This is a genomic window from Streptomyces sp. NPDC087906 (genome assembly GCF_055584925.1).
Genome location: NZ_JBVJLC010000002.1, coordinates 1 through 17,262 on the forward strand (window position 1 = coordinate 1; position 17,262 = coordinate 17,262).

13 protein-coding genes and 3 pseudogenes are annotated in these 17,262 nt (G+C 67.3%); 7 read left to right on the plus strand and 9 right to left on the minus strand.

The window, feature by feature from the left end:
• Positions 1-300: 300 nt before the first annotated feature.
• Positions 301-783 (minus strand): hypothetical protein, encoded by a 483-nt coding sequence (locus ACZ63I_RS05330; RefSeq protein WP_469335593.1) that lies wholly within the window; start codon positions 781-783, stop codon positions 301-303.
• A 421-nt stretch (positions 784-1,204) separates the two neighbouring features.
• Complete coding sequence (locus ACZ63I_RS05335) at positions 1,205-1,477, minus strand: hypothetical protein (protein WP_469335595.1); 273 nt, start codon at positions 1,475-1,477, stop codon at positions 1,205-1,207.
• Between the two features lie 534 nt (positions 1,478-2,011).
• Between ACZ63I_RS05335 and ACZ63I_RS05340 the strand changes: the two genes are divergently transcribed.
• On the plus strand, positions 2,012-3,076 hold the full coding sequence (locus tag ACZ63I_RS05340; RefSeq protein ID WP_469335596.1) for a cobalamin-independent methionine synthase II family protein: 1,065 nt from the start codon (positions 2,012-2,014) through the stop codon (positions 3,074-3,076).
• A 23-nt stretch (positions 3,077-3,099) separates the two neighbouring features.
• Here the strand turns inward: ACZ63I_RS05340 and ACZ63I_RS05345 are convergent, their stop codons facing one another.
• A complete protein-coding gene (locus ACZ63I_RS05345; RefSeq protein ID WP_469335598.1) occupies positions 3,100-4,146 on the minus strand; it encodes an ATP-dependent DNA ligase in 1,047 nt (348 codons plus the stop codon).
• Between the two features lie 1,576 nt (positions 4,147-5,722).
• Between ACZ63I_RS05345 and ACZ63I_RS05350 the strand changes: the two are divergent.
• The 4 genes and pseudogenes from ACZ63I_RS05350 to ACZ63I_RS05365 all read left to right on the plus strand — a co-directional run bounded on the left by ACZ63I_RS05350 (position 5,723) and on the right by ACZ63I_RS05365 (position 9,066).
• Positions 5,723-6,151: pseudogene (locus ACZ63I_RS05350) on the plus strand (OsmC family peroxiredoxin).
• 768 nt (positions 6,152-6,919) lie between these two features.
• A complete protein-coding gene (locus ACZ63I_RS05355; RefSeq protein ID WP_469335600.1) occupies positions 6,920-7,264 on the plus strand; it encodes a hypothetical protein in 345 nt (114 codons plus the stop codon).
• Positions 7,265-8,058: 794 nt separating this feature from the next.
• Positions 8,059-8,182, plus strand: a pseudogene (locus ACZ63I_RS05360) (phosphodiester glycosidase family protein); the annotation flags it as partial.
• Between the two features lie 128 nt (positions 8,183-8,310).
• Positions 8,311-9,066, plus strand: a complete 756-nt coding sequence (locus tag ACZ63I_RS05365) for a hypothetical protein (protein ID WP_469335602.1) — start codon at positions 8,311-8,313, stop codon at positions 9,064-9,066.
• A gap of 271 nt (positions 9,067-9,337) precedes the next feature.
• Here ACZ63I_RS05365 and ACZ63I_RS05370 read toward each other — a convergent pair.
• Positions 9,338-9,598, minus strand: a pseudogene (locus ACZ63I_RS05370) (cupin domain-containing protein); the annotation flags it as partial.
• Positions 9,599-9,816: 218 nt separating this feature from the next.
• On the opposite strand from ACZ63I_RS05370, the gene ACZ63I_RS05375 reads away from it, so the two are divergent.
• Positions 9,817-10,341: a hypothetical protein gene (locus ACZ63I_RS05375; protein ID WP_469335603.1), complete on the plus strand. Its 525-nt coding sequence runs from the start codon at positions 9,817-9,819 to the stop codon at positions 10,339-10,341.
• A 56-nt stretch (positions 10,342-10,397) separates the two neighbouring features.
• Here ACZ63I_RS05375 and ACZ63I_RS05380 read toward each other — a convergent pair whose 3' ends face one another.
• Together ACZ63I_RS05380 and ACZ63I_RS05385 are read right to left on the minus strand one after the other, a co-directional pair.
• Positions 10,398-11,435, minus strand: coding sequence for an ISL3 family transposase (locus ACZ63I_RS05380; protein WP_469335605.1), 1,038 nt, complete (start codon positions 11,433-11,435; stop codon positions 10,398-10,400).
• A 21-nt stretch (positions 11,436-11,456) separates the two neighbouring features.
• Complete coding sequence (locus tag ACZ63I_RS05385; protein ID WP_469335607.1) at positions 11,457-11,990, minus strand: transposase family protein; 534 nt, start codon at positions 11,988-11,990, stop codon at positions 11,457-11,459.
• A 276-nt stretch (positions 11,991-12,266) separates the two neighbouring features.
• Here ACZ63I_RS05385 and ACZ63I_RS05390 point away from each other — a divergent pair, with 276 nt between their 5' ends.
• On the plus strand, positions 12,267-12,794 hold the full coding sequence (locus ACZ63I_RS05390) for a DinB family protein (protein ID WP_469335609.1): 528 nt from the start codon (positions 12,267-12,269) through the stop codon (positions 12,792-12,794).
• A 230-nt stretch (positions 12,795-13,024) separates the two neighbouring features.
• On the opposite strand, the gene ACZ63I_RS05395 is transcribed toward ACZ63I_RS05390, so the two are convergent.
• The 3 genes from ACZ63I_RS05395 to ACZ63I_RS05405 all read right to left on the minus strand — a co-directional run bounded on the left by ACZ63I_RS05395 (position 13,025) and on the right by ACZ63I_RS05405 (position 17,168).
• Complete coding sequence (locus ACZ63I_RS05395; RefSeq protein WP_469335611.1) at positions 13,025-13,321, minus strand: hypothetical protein; 297 nt, start codon at positions 13,319-13,321, stop codon at positions 13,025-13,027.
• A 1,267-nt stretch (positions 13,322-14,588) separates the two neighbouring features.
• The gene (locus ACZ63I_RS05400; RefSeq protein WP_469335613.1) at positions 14,589-15,092 is read right to left on the minus strand and encodes an NUDIX domain-containing protein; all 504 of its coding nucleotides are present in this window, start codon (positions 15,090-15,092) and stop codon (positions 14,589-14,591) included.
• A gap of 909 nt (positions 15,093-16,001) precedes the next feature.
• On the minus strand, positions 16,002-17,168 hold the full coding sequence (locus ACZ63I_RS05405; protein WP_469335614.1) for a spore photoproduct lyase family protein: 1,167 nt from the start codon (positions 17,166-17,168) through the stop codon (positions 16,002-16,004).
• Positions 17,169-17,262: the final 94 nt, after the last annotated feature.

The following is a 17,262-nucleotide window of genomic DNA, read 5'->3' on the forward strand; positions in this document are numbered from 1 at the left end:
AATCCCGCCGCCCCGGCGGCAAACTCATGCTCGCCCTGTGATCGCCCTGCCAGCCTGACAAAACAAGACCACCTCGACGAAGAACAGGGCCAGGCTCTTCTCCCCGTCCGGGCACCTTGTCCTGTCCGGCGATCAGAACAAGATGCCCGGCGGGCGTGTAGACATCGCGGCGGCGGTCCGCCGCAGACTGGGGGCGACAATAAGGAAGAAAACCGCGAGATTGAGTGCGGTGGGCAGTACCCAGCCGACGACCGGCGCCCATCCGCCCCCAAGGACGCCCTTGGCAATGTCACCCACGGATCAGGACTCCTGCGGCCAGTCGTCGTCCGGATCGTTCTCCGGCCCAGGAGAGGTGTGCCCGACGACGGGGCGGCCTAGGTTCACATCTCCGGTGCCGCGAGCTGCGACTGAGCCATGCTCAGCCCTGATGTCCACGTTGCCGCCGACAGCCTCTCCGCCTGGAGAGACGTATGGGGCCAGCAGCTCGCGAAGATCTCCGGCGGCCTGCGCACGCTCGGTGTCGCTCAGCCTTTCGAGTGCCATTTCGATACGGGCCTGCCACATGGCCTGCTGACGGGCGCGTACCTGCTCAACCTCTGCCGTCGCTGCGGTCTCCAAAGCGGACGCAGTTTGGTCCAGGCGCTCCAGTTCAACCTGCTCGTTACCCCGGCCAATCCAGCGGGCCAGTGAACGCTGAAACCCTCGCCATGCGTCTGTTCCTGCGGCTTGCACCACCGCGGTCCCGCCTACCGCGGCCAGTGCCATCAATGGTTCGTCCATCATCCCCGTTGCCCCTGCCAGACCAGTCGTCTCGCCAGCACAGTAGTGCCGGATCGGTCCCTCGGAACGTCAGCAAAGGGCGCGAAGAAGCCTCTTCAGTGGCCTGGCAGGCAGCGAGGTAGTCCGTCCATCTGTCCTGGGGCGAACCGAGCCCACCTGTGAGCGCTGGAAGCGCTGACGCCGAAGAGGTCACTGATCACGATGGTAGGAAGGTCGGCCACGGCTTCGAGCATGGCGGTGTTGCGGGCGCTGATGACTTGCAGGCCGTGTTTTCGCAGCTTGTTCACGATCCTCTGCGCTGTGATCGGACGGTGGGCGGGCACTCCCAGAAGCAAGTAGGTGGGACGACCGTCCTGTGGCGGCCGGCGCATGGAGCGGACCGTCGGTCGTGCGATCTGTTGCTCTGGCCGCGGCGTGGGTGCCGTCAGGCTGCGGTGAGGGAGGCTTCGATCCGGATACTGCCACCGGTGATCTTCAGGTACTTGCGGGAGGAGCAGATGCCCACGTCGCCGTTGGCGGAGACCCGCACCGTGTTCTCGGTGAACGTGATGCCGGGGTTGAACTGCACGTTGAGCGAGCCGCCGTTGCAGACGATGTCACCGACATCGGGCGCGGAGGCGGCCGAGGCCGGGCTGAGCGGGGACAGAGCGATCACCGCGACGACGGCGACCGCCGCTGAGACGAGGGGACTACGCAAAGAGGGTCCTCGTTCCACTTCAGAGGGTGGGACGAACCCGGACAGCCAACCCTCACACCACCACGCGTCCACGCCCGGCACCGCCGTCACGCCACCCACACGGCGCACGCCCGGCCCGAGGACATCGGCGCACCGAGAACGGACTCTCAAGGGCGTTGGCCGTGCCGGTTCTTCACGGCACGCTCGCCGGGGCCACGGTCACGGCCGAGCGACAACTCCCGCCCCCCCCGGTGACCATTCGTACCGGAGGTCACGTCACCCAAATGTGGGTGGCCAGGAACGGCCGACCACCAGCGCTGTGCCGGGGCACGCGTTATGTGCTGCGCCGGAGAAGCCCTCTTGGCGGGCGGCTTCTTCGCGGTCCTCTTGGCCGTGGCCTTCTTCGAGGGCCCAGCGGCTCGATCGGGTGAACCTCGTGTTCCATGAGTTGTGGTGACGTCCCGTCGGTAGGCCCGGGAATCGGGGGGTGCGGCGTCATCGGGCGGGTTTCACGCCCGTTCTGGGGGTATGCCGGTGTCTTCTAGAGTGCGGATCATGAGCATTCCTACCGAGCCGATCGGCAGCCTTCCCCGTCCGCACGCACTGGTGCAGGCGTACAACGACCATGCCCAAGAGCGACTGAGCGAGGCGGAGTTGGCGCGCGTCCAGGACGACGCCGTCGCGAACACCCTGTCCCGGCTGGCGGAGCTGGGCAGCCCGGTTCTGGTCGACGGTGACCAGCACAAGCCGAGTTCGCTCACCTACCCCCTCACCGGCCTGGCGGGCCTCGGCACCGACGGCGCCGTCATCCCGTTCGCCGACGGGCACACCCGGCAACTGCCGGTCCTGACCGACGGACCGTTCCGCTACCAGGTGCGGGCCGACACCTACCTCCGCGCCGCCCGCACCCGCACCGACCTCCCCGTCAAGCAGGCCGTGGTCGCACCCTCGGCCCTCAGCCTGCTCTACCCGGCCGGCGGCATCGCCGGATACTCCCGCGAGGCGTTCCTCGCCGACCTCGCCGACGAGGCCGAGGCCGAGATCCGCGGATGCCTCGACGCGGGCGCCCACCGCGTGCAGCTGGACTTCACCGAGGGCCGGCTGTCGTTGAAGCTCGACCCCTCCGGCACTCTCCTCGACGACTTCGTCGCCCTCAACAACAACGTCCTGGGCCGGTTCACCGCCGACGAGCAGGCCCGCATCGGCGTGCACACCGACCCCGGAGCCGACCAGGACTCCACCCACAGCCTCGACGTCGACTACACCGAACTGCTGCCCAGGCTGTTCCACCTCACGGTCGGCAACTTCTACCTCGCCCTGGCCGGCGAGCCCGACCGCGAGCGCGTCCTGAAGACCGCCGCCGCCCAACTGCCCTCCGGGGCACGCGCGTTCGTCGGCGTTACCGACCCGATCGACCCCCGCATCGAGACCCCGGAGGAGGTACGCGACCGCGTCCTGGAGGCCGCCCGCCACATCCCGCTCGACCAGCTGGGCACCTGCGACGACGCCGGCTTCGCCCCCTTCGCCGACGACACCTCCACCTCACGGGACACGGCCTTCGCCAAGATCGAGGCCCGCCTGCGCGGCACCGAACTCGCCGCCCAGGACCTCGGCCTGTAGGCGTCGCCCATTCGCGGAGCAGGTCAGCGGCCGTCACTCGGATCGTTGTCAGGTTGACGACCTTCGGTTTCGTCCGGATCGGGGAGCGGCTCAGGTTGCAGGGGATGCAATTCGTCTCGGATCCGGACCAGACGCACCGGATGCCGGTAAACCCCGCGGTCGACGGCGGTGTCTGCGCTGATCTCCGCGACGAGGTCAGGTTCGACCAGGATCGGGGTGACGGGCTCACGGCCCCATACGGTGGTGAACCGCACCCCGGTCCAAGAATGGTCGGGGCCCGCTGGAGTCAGGCGGCCTGCAAGCTCGCGGGCTTGCTCGGTTCGCAGCGTCGTCGTGCGGCCCACCGACCGCAGCACGCCGTGGGTGTCGTACCGGCCCAGGACGAGGACCTGCGGCCGGGCGAGCGTGCCGGTGACCGCGCCGACGATCGCCTCGGCCGTGTCCCTGCGCCGGATCTTCGACCAGCCGCCGATCCTGCCCGGCGTGTACCGTCCGTCGACCGGCTTGAGCACGACCCCCTCGAGACCGGGGATCTCGATCCAGTCCCGCAGCCACTCCTGCGCCACCGCACGCTCTCGCGTCATCGGGCACAGAGTCCACGGCGCCGTCAGCACCCGCTCGGCGAACAGATTCTCCAGAAGGCTCCGTCGCTCGCTGTAGGGGCGGTTCAACAGTGCCTTCTCGCCGTCGAGCTGGAGGACGTCGAAGGCGATGTAGTAGGCAGGCAGCTCGGCAGCGAGCGTACGGGCAGCTCGGGCCCCGGCGGTGGCACGTCGCTGCAGCGCCGCGAACGACAGCTCCTTTCCGTCGAGGGCGAGCAGTTCGCCGTCGAGGACCAGTCCCTCGGGCAGTTGTTCACGGGCTGCCGCCACCAGGTCGGGGAAGGCGTCCTGGAGCAGGGTGCCGTGCCGGGACTGGACCAGGACCGGGCCGCCCGTGCTCGCCGCGGTGAACAGCAGGGTCCGGAAACCGTCGAACTTCAGCTCGGCGGCGACACGGCCGAACGCGGCCGGGCCGGGCAGAACATCGACCGCGCTGGCCAGCATCGGCTCCACCACCGGACGCAACACGCGCTCGCCTCCCGACGCTCAGTGCGGTCACTCCTGTGTACGACGCTCCGTACGGACCCGCCATCCGGGCCGCGACTGCCGCTCACGATCGTGCGTCCGCCAGCGCTGCGCGGCAAGAACCCCTGGAAGTCCCAGACTGGATCGCCGAACAGCGGCCCTCCACCGGGCCTGTGTGCGGCTTCGAGGACGTGATCGGGCAGGACGGGAGCCATCATCCCGGAGGTGCTGGAACCGCGCACGCGCTCGCCGCGCGGGAGACCTCTCCAGGAGATCCGATCGCAGATTCGATCGCGGACTTGCCCTTCCACGGTGTCTGCCGGGGCTATGTCCTGACCGCTCCACAGGGAGCGCTCACACCGTCAGTCTGCGGTAGAGGACACTGCGGCGGTACTTCGCCGTGCCGGGCCCGCCCGAGCACTGCCAGTAGGGCGACGGGACGCGAGCTACGTTGCTGTCCGGGTCCGGCGTGATGCTCCGCGGTTCTCCGCTCCAGTGGCCGTACGCCGATCGATGGGGACCTTATTCCTAGGTTCCCATCCAGGTGCGCGAAATGCTGACGTAGCTGCCATTCTTGAACCGGAGTTCCAGGCCGCTGCCCCCCGTAGATGCGTCGCCTCCGAATTCCGAAGAGAGATCTTATCTGCCTCGTCGTCGATCGCCCGGATCTTGCGGATCTGCTGCCTGTCAAGCGTTGCGACAATGCCGTAAGAGGATCTGACGCGTTGCCACAGTTCGACCTTTTGGGGGGTAATGATCATATAAAGCTGCTTGTTGAGCAGCGCCCCAATCTCGTCCGCCGACCTGCCGTCATAGTCAACTCGGGGGCGCGCTCTTTCGGCACTGTCTCGATGACGGATTGCGCCAAAATCATGAATGATAACCTCCGACGCGGAGAGTGCGCTTACTTTGATCTGACTGACGGCATTGTGAGCCTTGGCGACCCTCCGACACCTGCGGGAGGGAAGCACACTCCATCGCACGTAGTAAATGGCGAGCCATGGAAGTAGTAACAGAAAAAAATGGCAAGTGATCCCGGGATCCAGGCAATATAGGTGCCCATTCCGATCCAGCCGAATAAGACGTAGGCGATAATCGCGCCAGTCAAACCTAGGCCAATCATTACACGCATCGTGACCCTCGTTTTCATGACGAGACTGGAGCCGCCCATCCTATTGGCTCTCCCGGGGGCACGTGGCCAGTTCGGGGCCGGCGGCCGTCAGACCCTGCTCGCGTAGCGGGGTGAAGTCGACGTCGGGGGTCGTATACGTCGGACTGGATGCCGAGCTCGTACGTGGAGTACTCGCCGAACCAGTTGATGCGCTCGGTCAGGTGGGCTCGATGTACGCCAGGTCCTCCGGGTCGGTTTCCCGCGCGACCGGCCATCCGCGCCGAAGTCGCAGCCGCCGGTCACCGGCCCGGGCAATCCGGCGGCCCATGGGGGGGTGTCCTCTTCGTGGCCTCCTTGGAGGCAGCGGCGGGCGGTTTCATTCGGACGGGTGGATTGTCGGGGCCGGACATGGGCAGCTCTGACGCAAGAGCCCAACTACACCTCGATTTCACACATTTTGGAGAGATCATGGCGACGACCCGAACCGCGACGACGCAGTGGCACGGTGCTCTTCTGGACGGCTCAGGGACCGTGAGCCTCGACTCCTCCGGCGTCGGCACGTTCGAGGTGTCCTGGCCTGCCCGTGCAGAGCAGGCGAACGGCAAGACCAGCCTGAGGAACTGATTCGCCGCCCAAGCCTCCTGTTACTCCATGGCGCTCGCGCACAGCCTGGCCCAGGCGGGAAAATCTGTGGCCAGCCTGGAGACCAGGGCCGACGTCACCTGGGAGCCCGGCACCGCTATCACCGGTATCGCGTTGAAGGTCAGGGCACACGTTCCTGACCTGGACGAATCCGCTTTCCAGATCGCGGCCAAGAACGCCAAGGAGAACTGCCCCGTGAGCAAGGCGCTGGCCGGCGTCAAGAACATCACCGTCAACGCCGAACTGCTTGAGTGAGCCGCACCGCCCACCCGTAGGACGCGGCCTGAGGATACACACAGACCAGACTGGCCGCTGCGTTTCTATGGTCCCGCCGCCGTAATCCGACGGCGGGACCACTCGCACGCGGGCCACACCGCCCAACCCGTAGGGCCACTGGCCAAGGAGACCGCCTCGAAGGGAACGGCCGCGAAGAAGACCACGGTCAGGCAGCCGGCGTTGGTCCTAAGTGTGATCGAAACGGTCGGTGGGCATAGTGGTACGAAGCTGACGGTGGTTCTTCCGGCTTTGCTGACTCGGGACAGCACGGGTATCTCGACTGGACCCCCGTCTGGTGGGTGAAACCGTGCTGACTCGGCGACCTCTGGTCAGCGTCCGTGACCGCTCCGGGGAGCAACGGACGATCAGCTGCCATCCTGGATGATGTCGGGGGCCCATCACCTCGAAGCCGATGCTCCGCCGACTCCAGACCCCCGTTCGGGATCTCCCGCGCGGGGGTGTTTCGTCGAGAGTGGCCGCGCGCCCTGGCTTTCGGGTCTAGGTTCGGGGGCGCGGCAGCCAGTTCGCTGCCGTCACCCCTGGCCGTCCCTCCCCGCCTCCCCGGGGGAGGGCAGGCCAGGCACCGAAGCTCGTCAGGTACCGAAGGGCCGATCGTGCCCAATCCTTCAGCCCGCCCGAGCGTGGAGCTGGCTTCGCCTTCGACGTGCGGCAGACCATGGATACCCAGCTCGGGCTGAGTAGCCGGGCTCAGGTGCGGGAGCCCCCGCCTTCCCTACGCTCGCGGACATGAACTCCCTACAGTCCCTGCGAGCACGCCGCCCGACCGACCCCGAACAGCGTCGGGTCGGCTCCTGGTCCCTGGCCCTGGGGATCGTCGCCGTCGGGATACTCGGATGGCCGTGGCTGCCCCTCGACACACCCATGATCCGCTACCTCCCCATGTACTTCGTCGTGCCCGTCGGGATCTGGGCGATCGTCTCCGGCCTGGCGGAGCTGCGGTCCGCCCGCGGGGACGAAACGGTGGACCGCCGCCGCGCCCGAGCCGGTGTCGCACTCGGCTCACTGGCCGTGGTCATTCCTGCCGGCGTAGTGGTCTGGGCGTGGTGGGTGCTCAGCCAGACGTTCGAGTGACGGATCGTCGTCCTGGTGCCTTTGCGGGCGGGTGACTGTCAGGGGGCTGGCCGGAGTTGAGGGGGTCGTCGCAGGCGCTACCAGGCGGGGCCGCATCCCTCGCCCGATGCGCACCCCGGACGCGCCTGGTGGGTCCGGTTTCTCGCCGAAAGTGGTCGCGCGGCGGGTGTGGCCGTGCATAGTGCGGAGGTGACTACGACGCCGGACCGTATGGAACTGCCCGCTCATCGGCGCCGCAACGCACGGTTGATCGCCGCTCTGACCACGTTGATCGGTGCCTGTGCCGAAGCAGCGGGCGCGGTGTACCGGCCGAATAAGAGGCCGTCGAGGTGGCGCTGTTGCCGTGCATCCAGGTCAGTCTCACAGCCGCCCCTCTGCTCGACCTGGCCCGCTCCGAAGATGACGCCCGGTGGCCGACAGCCGTGGCGCGGGAGCGGGAAGACTCTCGGCGCACGTACGCCGCGCGGTGCGCTGTGGCCGCTGCCCAGGATCTCGCCGAGCAGACCGGCCCGTCCGACGAGGGCAGCGTGCCCCTCCCGACGGTGGAGCAATCCGCTGCGATCGACCTGGCGAGCGCCGACGACGAGTTCGCCGCGCGGTGGCTGAGCTCCCCGGAGGCCGCCGACTTGCTGTACGAGCTGGTGGCCACCGGTGAGTTCGCTATGGACGAGATCATTGAGGAAGCGGTCGATTCTGCCGTGCTGGCCGGGTTGCTGAGGTTGCAGGTAGCACGCACTGCATCCGATCCCAGCGCGGCAGCGCAGCTCTGTCTCAGCGCTGTCCCGCACATCGCGAACCTGGACGGCGGCGATTCGTCGACCCTGGTGACCCGGGACCGCGACCGGCGACCCGGTCGTACGCAACCACCCGACGGGTGGCGCCGAACGCCCGGTCCCTGAGGTCATCGGTCCGCGCTGATCTGATGGGACGTCAGGATCTGCCACGGCTCGGCCCGGCGCGGCCGGTACGCACGGCGCCGTGGCAGATCCTCGACGTTGCCCCCTGTCGTATCGTTCCTCCCTACCAAGTGATCAAGGGGAGGAAACGTGAGCAAGAACAGTGTGCGAAGACGTATGGCCGCTGTGGGGCTGGTGTTCGTCGGCCTGGCGGGTGCGGGTTGTGCGGGTGGGCATGATGGGGGTGGCAGTGGTGCCGTAGCGGCGAAGCAGCCGGGCAGTCGACAACAGACCCCGCAGGCTGCGGTGTTGACGCAAGCTCAGCTTGAGGACGCCGTGGTGGACGAGCACGACCTCCCTGGCGTCACGGCGAACGAGATCGGAGAGGGCACGGACGGGCTCGGCAACGGCGTCGTCAAGGCCTTCCCCAGCTCGATCACGCACCCTGCCGTCTGCGCTCCGGTCCGCAATACGCTTGAGGGGGCCAGTGGATACGCACCCATCGGCAGTGTGCAGCGCGCGGCGGGCACGCCGGGGCATTCCGCGATCCTCACGCTGGTGTCGTACCGGCCGACCGATGCTGTGCGGGTCCTTACCGACCTGCGGACCGCGCTGCGCACCTGCACGGCCTACACAGTGGATCTGCCGACCGTCGCCTACGAAGACGTCAAAGGCCTCGACGGTCCGGCGCAAGGTGAGAACAGTGTCGCCTTCGGTCTCACCATGGTCATGAATGCCGATTCCGACCCTCTGAGGGTCGCGGTCAGTGTGCTGGTGAAACGCCATGGATCGACGGTGGCGGTCTACAAGTCGATCGCCGATCGGCCCAGAAAGCCCGCGAAGCTACCCTCTGACCTCATCGCCGCCCAGACAAAGGTGCTTGACGCCGCCGTGCGGGGTCACTAGGCGGCGCACGCCCGGCTGGGCGCCGTACGAAGAAGTGAGCTGTCCAGCCTGTTGTCGGCCCCAGCGAGACCCGACGCGTCATCCCGCTGTCCCCGCTCGTGTTGAACTGACGGCGGTCTGCGACGCAGACCGTACTGACACTTTTCGGTCACACTGTCGGCTGGGGGCGCAGTGGTAAACATCAGTCATGTGACTGCGGGGATGCCCCCCTGGGCCACGACGGCGTGCGGGAAGCCGGCGTGGCCGTGAGCCGCGGGGACTCGTCAGTGACGGGGCACGGTGCGCGCAGGTGGGCCCGCCGGGTCGGCTCCTCCTCTTCGACGAGTTCGAGCATGGGCTTGCCGGGCGCGCACATCATGGTCACCACGAACCGGGTGGGCGCGTCCGGCAGCGCGTTGCCGTCCTGGTAGTGGATCGCGTCGCCACCGGGCTCCCAGAACGTCCCGCCGGCCTCGACGACGCGCTCGGGCTCGCCTTCGAGTTTGAAGCGGACCGCGCCCTCGACGACGTAGCCGAAGGCAGGTTGGCTGTGTCATTTCGTTGGGGAGTCATTTGGAGGTGCTTCCGGGAGTCACCTCGTGTGCCTCAGCAAGATCAATGTCAGCGAGTTTTGGGTTCTGGCACAGATCTTGGGGAGCCGTCGCGGAGTGTCGCCGGGGCAGCACGAGTTGGGTCAGCCCGCAGGGCGGTTTGCCGGGACAGTCGAAATTTCCGGGCACTCTCGCGAGCCATGCTGGCATCGTATGAATCATGGCAGCGATAGACGACACATCCGAGACTGACCGCCCTGTCCGCAGCGCTTATCCGCCCCTGCTGGAGGCAGCGTGGCTGTATCAGGCGGATCAGGTGTGTCCGGAAGACCTGCCGATGACCGCTGCCCAGGCACTCGCAATCGGAATGGACACGCCGGCCTTGTGCGAGCTCGCTGGTCTGCCGAGTCATGCGGACCCCCGGGACATCCGTGGCACATTCGAGCAGGCTCTTAAAGAATTGGGGATCAAGCTGCCCGATCACCACGTGGCCCGACGATACGCGCTGCGCAGGCTGGCTGCGCGATTCACCGCCGGGGAGGTGGATCTCGCCGAGTTGGCATCGGACGAGTGGTCGGAGACGGAGGTCGAGACCGCTGAGGAGCAAGCATTCGTGGCGCTACTCCCGCCATGCGCGTGCTGCATCGAGTACACGCTGGGGATCGATGAGGCGGCATGGGAAGGACAACTGCAAGTCGCGGCCCGTGCCTTGGTCTCACATCCCACTGTCGGACCGCGCTTCTGACGTTTGAGGCCCGACGGCGTTTCTGGCGCAACATCTGGGGTCGCAGTCGCGGAGAGTCACTGATGCAGGATCATCTTGCGGAGTAGTTCGAACCCTGCCCTGCCGTAGAGCTGCCTCTTGATCTTCTTGATGCGGTTGACGGCGCCTTCGATACTGCCGGAGCTCCAGTCGAGAGTGAGCCCGGCGGTCACGGCATCGAGGTCTCGGAGCAGGTGGAGTGCAAAGCCGGTGAGGCCGGGCAGGTGGCTGGCGTCGACCGCGTAGATCCAGGTGGGGAGTGTGCAGCCGAGGCGGTCGGTAAGTATCTCGCCGAAGCCGCGGACATGTCTGGCGGCCGTGTCCAGTTCGGGGCAGCGGGCCAGGACGTCCTTCAGGCCGGCCCGGTCTTCCTCAGTCAGGGCGGTGGGGTGCCGGGTGAGCCAGCCGGTCACCTGCCGCACCGTCGGCGGCCGGGGCGGCGCCTCGGCCGGAACCCCGCGCAAGGTGGCGATGTGCGCGCGGACCATGCCGTAGGTGACAGGAGCTTGCTCGGCGACCAGCTCGCCATGGAGTTGGGTGACGCTGGTGCATCCCTCGGCGAAGCGTCGCTCCAGGAAGGGCTTGTAGGGGTCCAGCCTGCTGGGCCGGGGCTGGCTCTCGCGCATGGTGTCCTGCCAACGTGCGGCGTTCGCGTATCGGAGCACGGTGTTGAGGCTCCAGCCCAGGTGCCGGGCGATCGCCCGACGTGAGTGCCCCTCGGTGAGCATCTCGTGGACCAGGGCATGTACGGCCTTCTTTCGCTCGGCTCGCCGGCCGACCGGCACCGCGCCGTTCTGCGTCCGATCGGAAGCCAGTGGGGTGTCCTGCGGCAGCGTGCCGCTGGGTATCGGGTTGCGCAGGCAGTCGCGATGGGCGGCGACGCAGGTCTCTACGGCCCGGCCGAGGCCCTGCCACAGATGGAACCGGTCAGCGACCTGCAGAGCATCAGGGGCGCCGCGGCGGCCGCCCTCGGCGTAGGCGCCCGCCCGGTCCCGGCAGATGATCTCCACGCCCGGGTGGCGGATCAGCCAGGCGGCCAGCGGTCCGCCCTCGCGGGTCGGGAGCACATCGACCACGCGACGGTCTTCGACGCTGGTCTAGACCGTGGCGTAGGTCTGGCCGCGACGGATCGCAAAGTCGTCCACGCCCAACACCCGTGGAGTACTGAACCGCAGATCGGGCAGTGCCATGACCCTGCGTAACAAGGTCATCCGCCCCACACCGAAGCCGAGCTGGGCCGTCAGCCGAGCTCCGGCCCGCCCCGCCAGGGCGAGACCCACCCGTTCCAGAGCACGGTTGAGCCGCGTGGTGAACCGAGCGTACGGGGCGGCCAGCCGGGAGAACGGCTCGGCGAACGTCCGGCGCGGGCAGTCTTCCGACCCGCAGATGAAACGCCTGACCGTCAGTCGGATCACAAAGCACTGATCAGCGAGCGGGAGGTCCTTCAGCCTGCGCTGGTAACGATCGTGGACTCGATCCGAGAGGAGGTCGCAGTCCGGACATGCCACCGCGACCGCGCGACCTCTCCCCACCACCTCGACCGTGCCGAACGCGGCCGTAACCGCCTCAACCTCCACCTCGTCGATCCCCTCGAACACCAGCGAGTCCCAGAACAGCGCGTCGGTCTGCATGACTAGCACCATCACGGTCCACCGCTGACTACAGCAGCGAACGGATTGAACCTGAGGGAGCGTCACTTCCGGTCGTCAGGCGATAAGGCGTACGCCGTCTCGTACGAGCCAGGCCCTCACAATCGAACAGCGATGTCACGCTCCGCGACGGCTCCCCAAGATCTGTGCCAGAACCGAGTTTTGACGTCACTGGCTCGCCCCAGGAGCGGATGAGACGCGTGTACGTCGCCAGCGAAGGCGGTCGTGGGCCAGGGCTTTTGCTGCCATGGTTTGCCGATGAATACAACACCGGACGGACGGCCTATCCCACCCGCGCATGCTGACGAGCGCGCCATGCTGGAGGCATGGCTGGACTTTCACCGTGCAACTCTTGCCTTGAAGTGTTCGGGCCTCAAGGATGATCAATTACGGATTGCCGCAGCGTCACCCTCATCGATGACGCTGCTCGGTCTCGTTCAGCACGTGGCTGAGGTGGAACGCAACTGGTTCCAGCGTGTATTCGCAGGTCAGGAAGTGCCGCCAGTGTTCGGGGAGAACAACGTCGACGGCTATGCGCTCCGGCCGGACCGAGGGCTCGACGAGGCGACGGCTGCCTGGCAAGCCGAGGTCGCCCGAGGCCGTGAGGTGATCGCCGACGCATCGCTGGACGATTCCGGTCATCTGTCCGAACATGAAGCGGGTTTTATGGGCGATCAGGGGGTCTCCCTGCGCTGGATCATGGTGCACATGATCCAGGAATACGCACGTCACAACGGTCATGCCGATCTCATTCGCGAGCAGATCGACGGAACAACCGGCGCATGAGATGTCGTCCTGGTGCCTTTGCGGGCAGGTGGCCGTCAGGGGGCTGGCCGGAGTTGAGAGGGCCGACGCAGTCGCTACCAGGGCGGGGCCGCATTCCTCGCCCGAGGGGCGCCCGGACGCGGTTGTGGCTCCGGCTTCTCGGCGAAAGCGGTCGTGGGGCGGGTGCGGCAGTGGGCGCTGCGTAAGTCGTACGAGGACTCCAGTAACGAACCGGGGGCCGCGTACTTCTACTACGTCGAGATGGGGATGCGCCGCGCTGACCACCGTGCCGCGCCGGCCGAACGTGGCCTGCTCACCGTGTACAGCGCGGTCTTGCCGACGCCGGCGGTGCCGTGCAGCACGCAACTGCCTGCCGCCGCTCGTCGTATGAGGTCGTCGGCCCGCCCCGCCAACGGCCCGGAGCGCCGCGGCAGCGGCGTGCCTGCCGTCGCCCTGTGCAGGTGCACTCCGCCGTGCACCACCCCAGCCTGGACCACGGCCCCGTGCACGACTCCGCCGCCCACGTGATTATCGACTCGCTCCGCCATCCAAGGCATTGTCCGGCCGGACGGCGCGGTCGGGCGGCGAACGGAGGAATACGGATGACCCGGCGTACGGCAGCGCACGCGGTGGGCCGGTGGCGCGCGCAGGACAGCCCTCAGAGCTTGTCCGGGTGATCATGTGCGCAGCCAGATGGCGAAGGTTGCGACGGTACCGAGATAGACAGCAAACATCCCCACCAGGCGAGGCCGAGCCGGGCCTGCTTGAGCGATATCCGACCGGCGGGAAAGAGGATGGACGCTGTCATCCTCGGGCTTGTCGCCAAGAGGAAGCCCCGGCTGAACGGGGGGACCAGCCGGGGCGGTATGAGGGGGGTGTGGTCGCGGAAGGGTGTCGCCTCGTGGCGGGAAGGCTCCCTGGGGCTTCAGCCCAACGATCTTCCCCAGAGGCTATAGGTGAGGCCCGGGGACACTGCCCCCCCGCAGCCACGTTCCTTCCGACACCCCGCTGCCCGCAGGAGTTCCCACTCCCCCAAGACACAGAATGCAGGGCCGCGAACGCCGCAGCCCGCACCGGCATCCCGGCGATCGATGGTCCCTCTGGTCGCATCGCGCTGGCTGGGTGCCCTGTGATCAGATGCCGAGGCGACAGGAGCGCCAGCGGCGGCCGGTGCGGCTGATGAGACCGCGCTCCTCCAGGCGTCCGAGGTGGCGATAGGACGCCGAGACGGCCGCTCACCTCCGGACGAAGGCCCAGTGCCCAGGCATATGGGACGGCCTAGCCGCCGGGGCGCGAACACTATTCGCGTGCACAGGTCCCCGCCGGCGCCGGTGACCTGGTATCCCACCTGTGAGCGGTCGAGATCGGGCAGGTCAACGCAGCCGCACAGGGCCAAAGCGTCGCGTAAGGTGTGCGTCTCGTCAGGGGTGCCGTCCCAGAGCAGGTAGAGATCCCCGGTCAGTTCGGTGGAACCTTGCATGATGGCGGCGACCTGACGGATGACTACCGCGCGCGAGCCGGTGACCTGGAGGGCTTGGAGGAAGGGGAAAGGATCGAAGCCCGGCGCACCGTCGGTCGCGAAGGTACCCGCAGACCATCGGCTTCCTCCGGGCGGCGCCCGCTGGGGATGCTTTCGCGTTGCGTCCTCGGTCCGGGCGATGGCCCGCCGCAGGCGCAGGGTATCTGCCTGACTCATAAACCCATCCAACACGGCCGACGCCTACCGCTGATCAGAAATGGTCCGACACCTGTCACGAACAGGCGCACGCACCATGCGGGTCTCAAGCCCGCTTCCCAGCCCGGGAGGCGGCAAGGTCAGGACTGCGCGGTCCGGAACGCGAGATACCGGCTGAACGCTTCGTGGCTGTCGGGGGTGAAGCGCCACTTCAGCAGGGCCGACCGCAGCTCCGGCTCGGTCAGCCAACCATGCCAGGCGACCTCATCAGGATCGGCGGCCACCTTGTTCGGCACCACGGCTTCGTGCACGCCGAGCCAGTGATGGCTCAAACCGCTGCGGTTGAGGAACGTGAACAGCAAGTTCGGCAGCACGCGAAAACCCAGCTCCTCGGCCAACTCCCGCGCGGCGGCCTCTTCATACGACTCACCAACAACCACGGCACCACCGACCACGACCTCGTACAGCCCGGGGAAGCGCGACAACTGCTCCGATCGCCGGTGAACGAGGATCCGCCCGCGCTCATCACGGCACACCGTCACGGCGACCCGGTGCAGCCAACCCTCTCGGATGGCCTCCCAGCGGCTGACCACCGCGCCCAACACACGATCTTGATCGTCGACCCGCTCCACCAGTTCATCCACGACGCACACCCTGGCAGAGCCCACCGACAATGCTTCGATGTTAGGTCCTGGCGGCAGTTCGGATTCCACGCCAAGCCCAGCGGCTTCCTTGACGCGAGAGGCTTCTGGACGCCGCTGCTCAGCAGCGCTCTGGTCCTGTCCTCCACCACGGGCACTCGCCAGCATGCTGGCCTGGCCTGTGGCATCGACTATGCGCCGTTCATCGGCGCAGGCTCATCGGGGGGCAACGGACGCATAAAGGTGCTGTCATAGCGCACTACACATCCGCTGTGGTCTCGAATGCGGTCCGCCTCAATGAACTCAGGTTCGTGACCGCACAGTTGTCGGTACTCCTCGTAGACAGCCAGACTGTGAAAGCTGAACAAGGCCAGAACCTCGAATCAAGACTAGGGCCCCTTGGCACAGATCACCGGCTCGTTGGTCGAAGCGGGATTGGACGAACGCGCACCGCCCGGACCGAACGCCCCCCCGACCGTGTGTTACAGGGTGCTGGTCGGTATCTGACATCGGCGCCATATCACTGCGGCCCGATGTCGCCGCGTTCCACCCGGCACCTGAACACCTTGTCCAGGCGGCTCCCACCGACTCTGGCAGGAGCCGCAAAAGACCTCATCACCTGCCCACAACCAGATGTCCCGCCCGCGCCAGGCCCGTTGACCACTGCCCACACTGTCGCCGCCGCGCACAACAACGTGAGCGTTGTAACTAACTATTGCGAGTCCAGGCCCTTTCTTCAAATGCCCAGCAAGCCGAGAGAGATCAAGGCGACAGTTTCTTCGCAACTCCTGGTCGGCATCGCTGCGTCCAACCACAGGCAGAGCACCGCGATGCTTCAGCGTGGAACACCGACCCCAGGCCCTGGTCCTCGAACGCCTTGTCCCGTCTGAACAGAATTCCTGACTCGGCAGACTAGAAGGCATAGCGGATGCGGAGCCAGGGGGCGTGTGTGGCGATGAGTTCGGCGAGTCGGGTCACTGCGGCGTGCTTGACCGGGCCGCGATAGCGCAGGTTGGTGTCGCCGTTCTGCGAGCGCTTGGGTTCCTGGGCGGGCGGCTGCCACAGGACGTCCTCGGCGCGTGGGTGCCAGCCCAGGTTGACCTCGTGCAGGTCCTCGTTGTGCGTCAGCATGATCACTTCGGCCGCCGCCTGGGCCTTGACGGCCTGGGGCAGTACGTCGTCCATCTGCCGGAGCAGCTCGGCCCAGGCGCTCTCCCATCCGGGGCGCAGGACGACGGGCGAGAGGTTGAAGTGCACTTCGTAGCCCGCTTCGAGGAGGTCGCCCGCTGCCGCAATGCGCTCGGGTACCGGGGTGGTGCGGATGTCCAGCAGGCGGGAATCGACCGGGGGCATCACCGACAGCCGCACCCGGGTCCGGCCCTGCGGGTCGTACGCGAGCAGTGCCGGGTTGACGTACTTGGTCGCGAAGGACGCCTTGGCGGTGGGCCAGTGGCGGAAGGCGGCGACGAGGTCGAGGGTGTTGTCGCTGATGAGCGCGTCGGCAGAGCAGTCGCCGTTCTCGCCGATATCGTAGACCCAGGCGTGCGGATCGCACTGGTTCGGTTCTCGTTTGCGGCCCTGACGGGCGATGTGACGGCCGAGGTGGGCGATGACGTCGCGGGGGTTGGTGAAGACGGTGATCGGGTTCGCGTAGCCCTTGCGCCGGGGAACGTAGCAATAGGCGCAGGCCATCGTGCAGCCGTTGGACAGACCGGGGGCGATCCAGTCCGCGGAGCGGCCGTTGGGACGGGTGGTGAACGTTTTGCGCACTCCGAGGACCAGTACCTCGGTCTTGACCCGGACCCAGCGGTTGATGTTGCCCTCGTTGCCGTGCAGGTGAGGGATGCGCCAGTGTGAGGCGACCTCGACGACGCGGGCCTGCGGGAAGCGGGCCAGGATCTCGCGGCCCCGGTCGGAGGCCATGGCCTGCGGCTCCGCGTGGATCTCGCGGATGTCCAGCAGCGCGCGGCCGGCCGGGGCGGCAGGGGGTTCAAGGCGGCGGGGGGTGGTCGGTAGCACGAGATCGTCCGGGCCGAAGAGCGCGTCCGGCTGCGGCGGCTCGTCGGGGCGGGGCGTCATACGGGCTCCCAGGATCGGTCGAGTGGTCCTTGTCTCGTACCAGGACGTGCCGAACGAGAGGTGGCACGCGCGCGTGGACCGTCCGGTCCCCGGC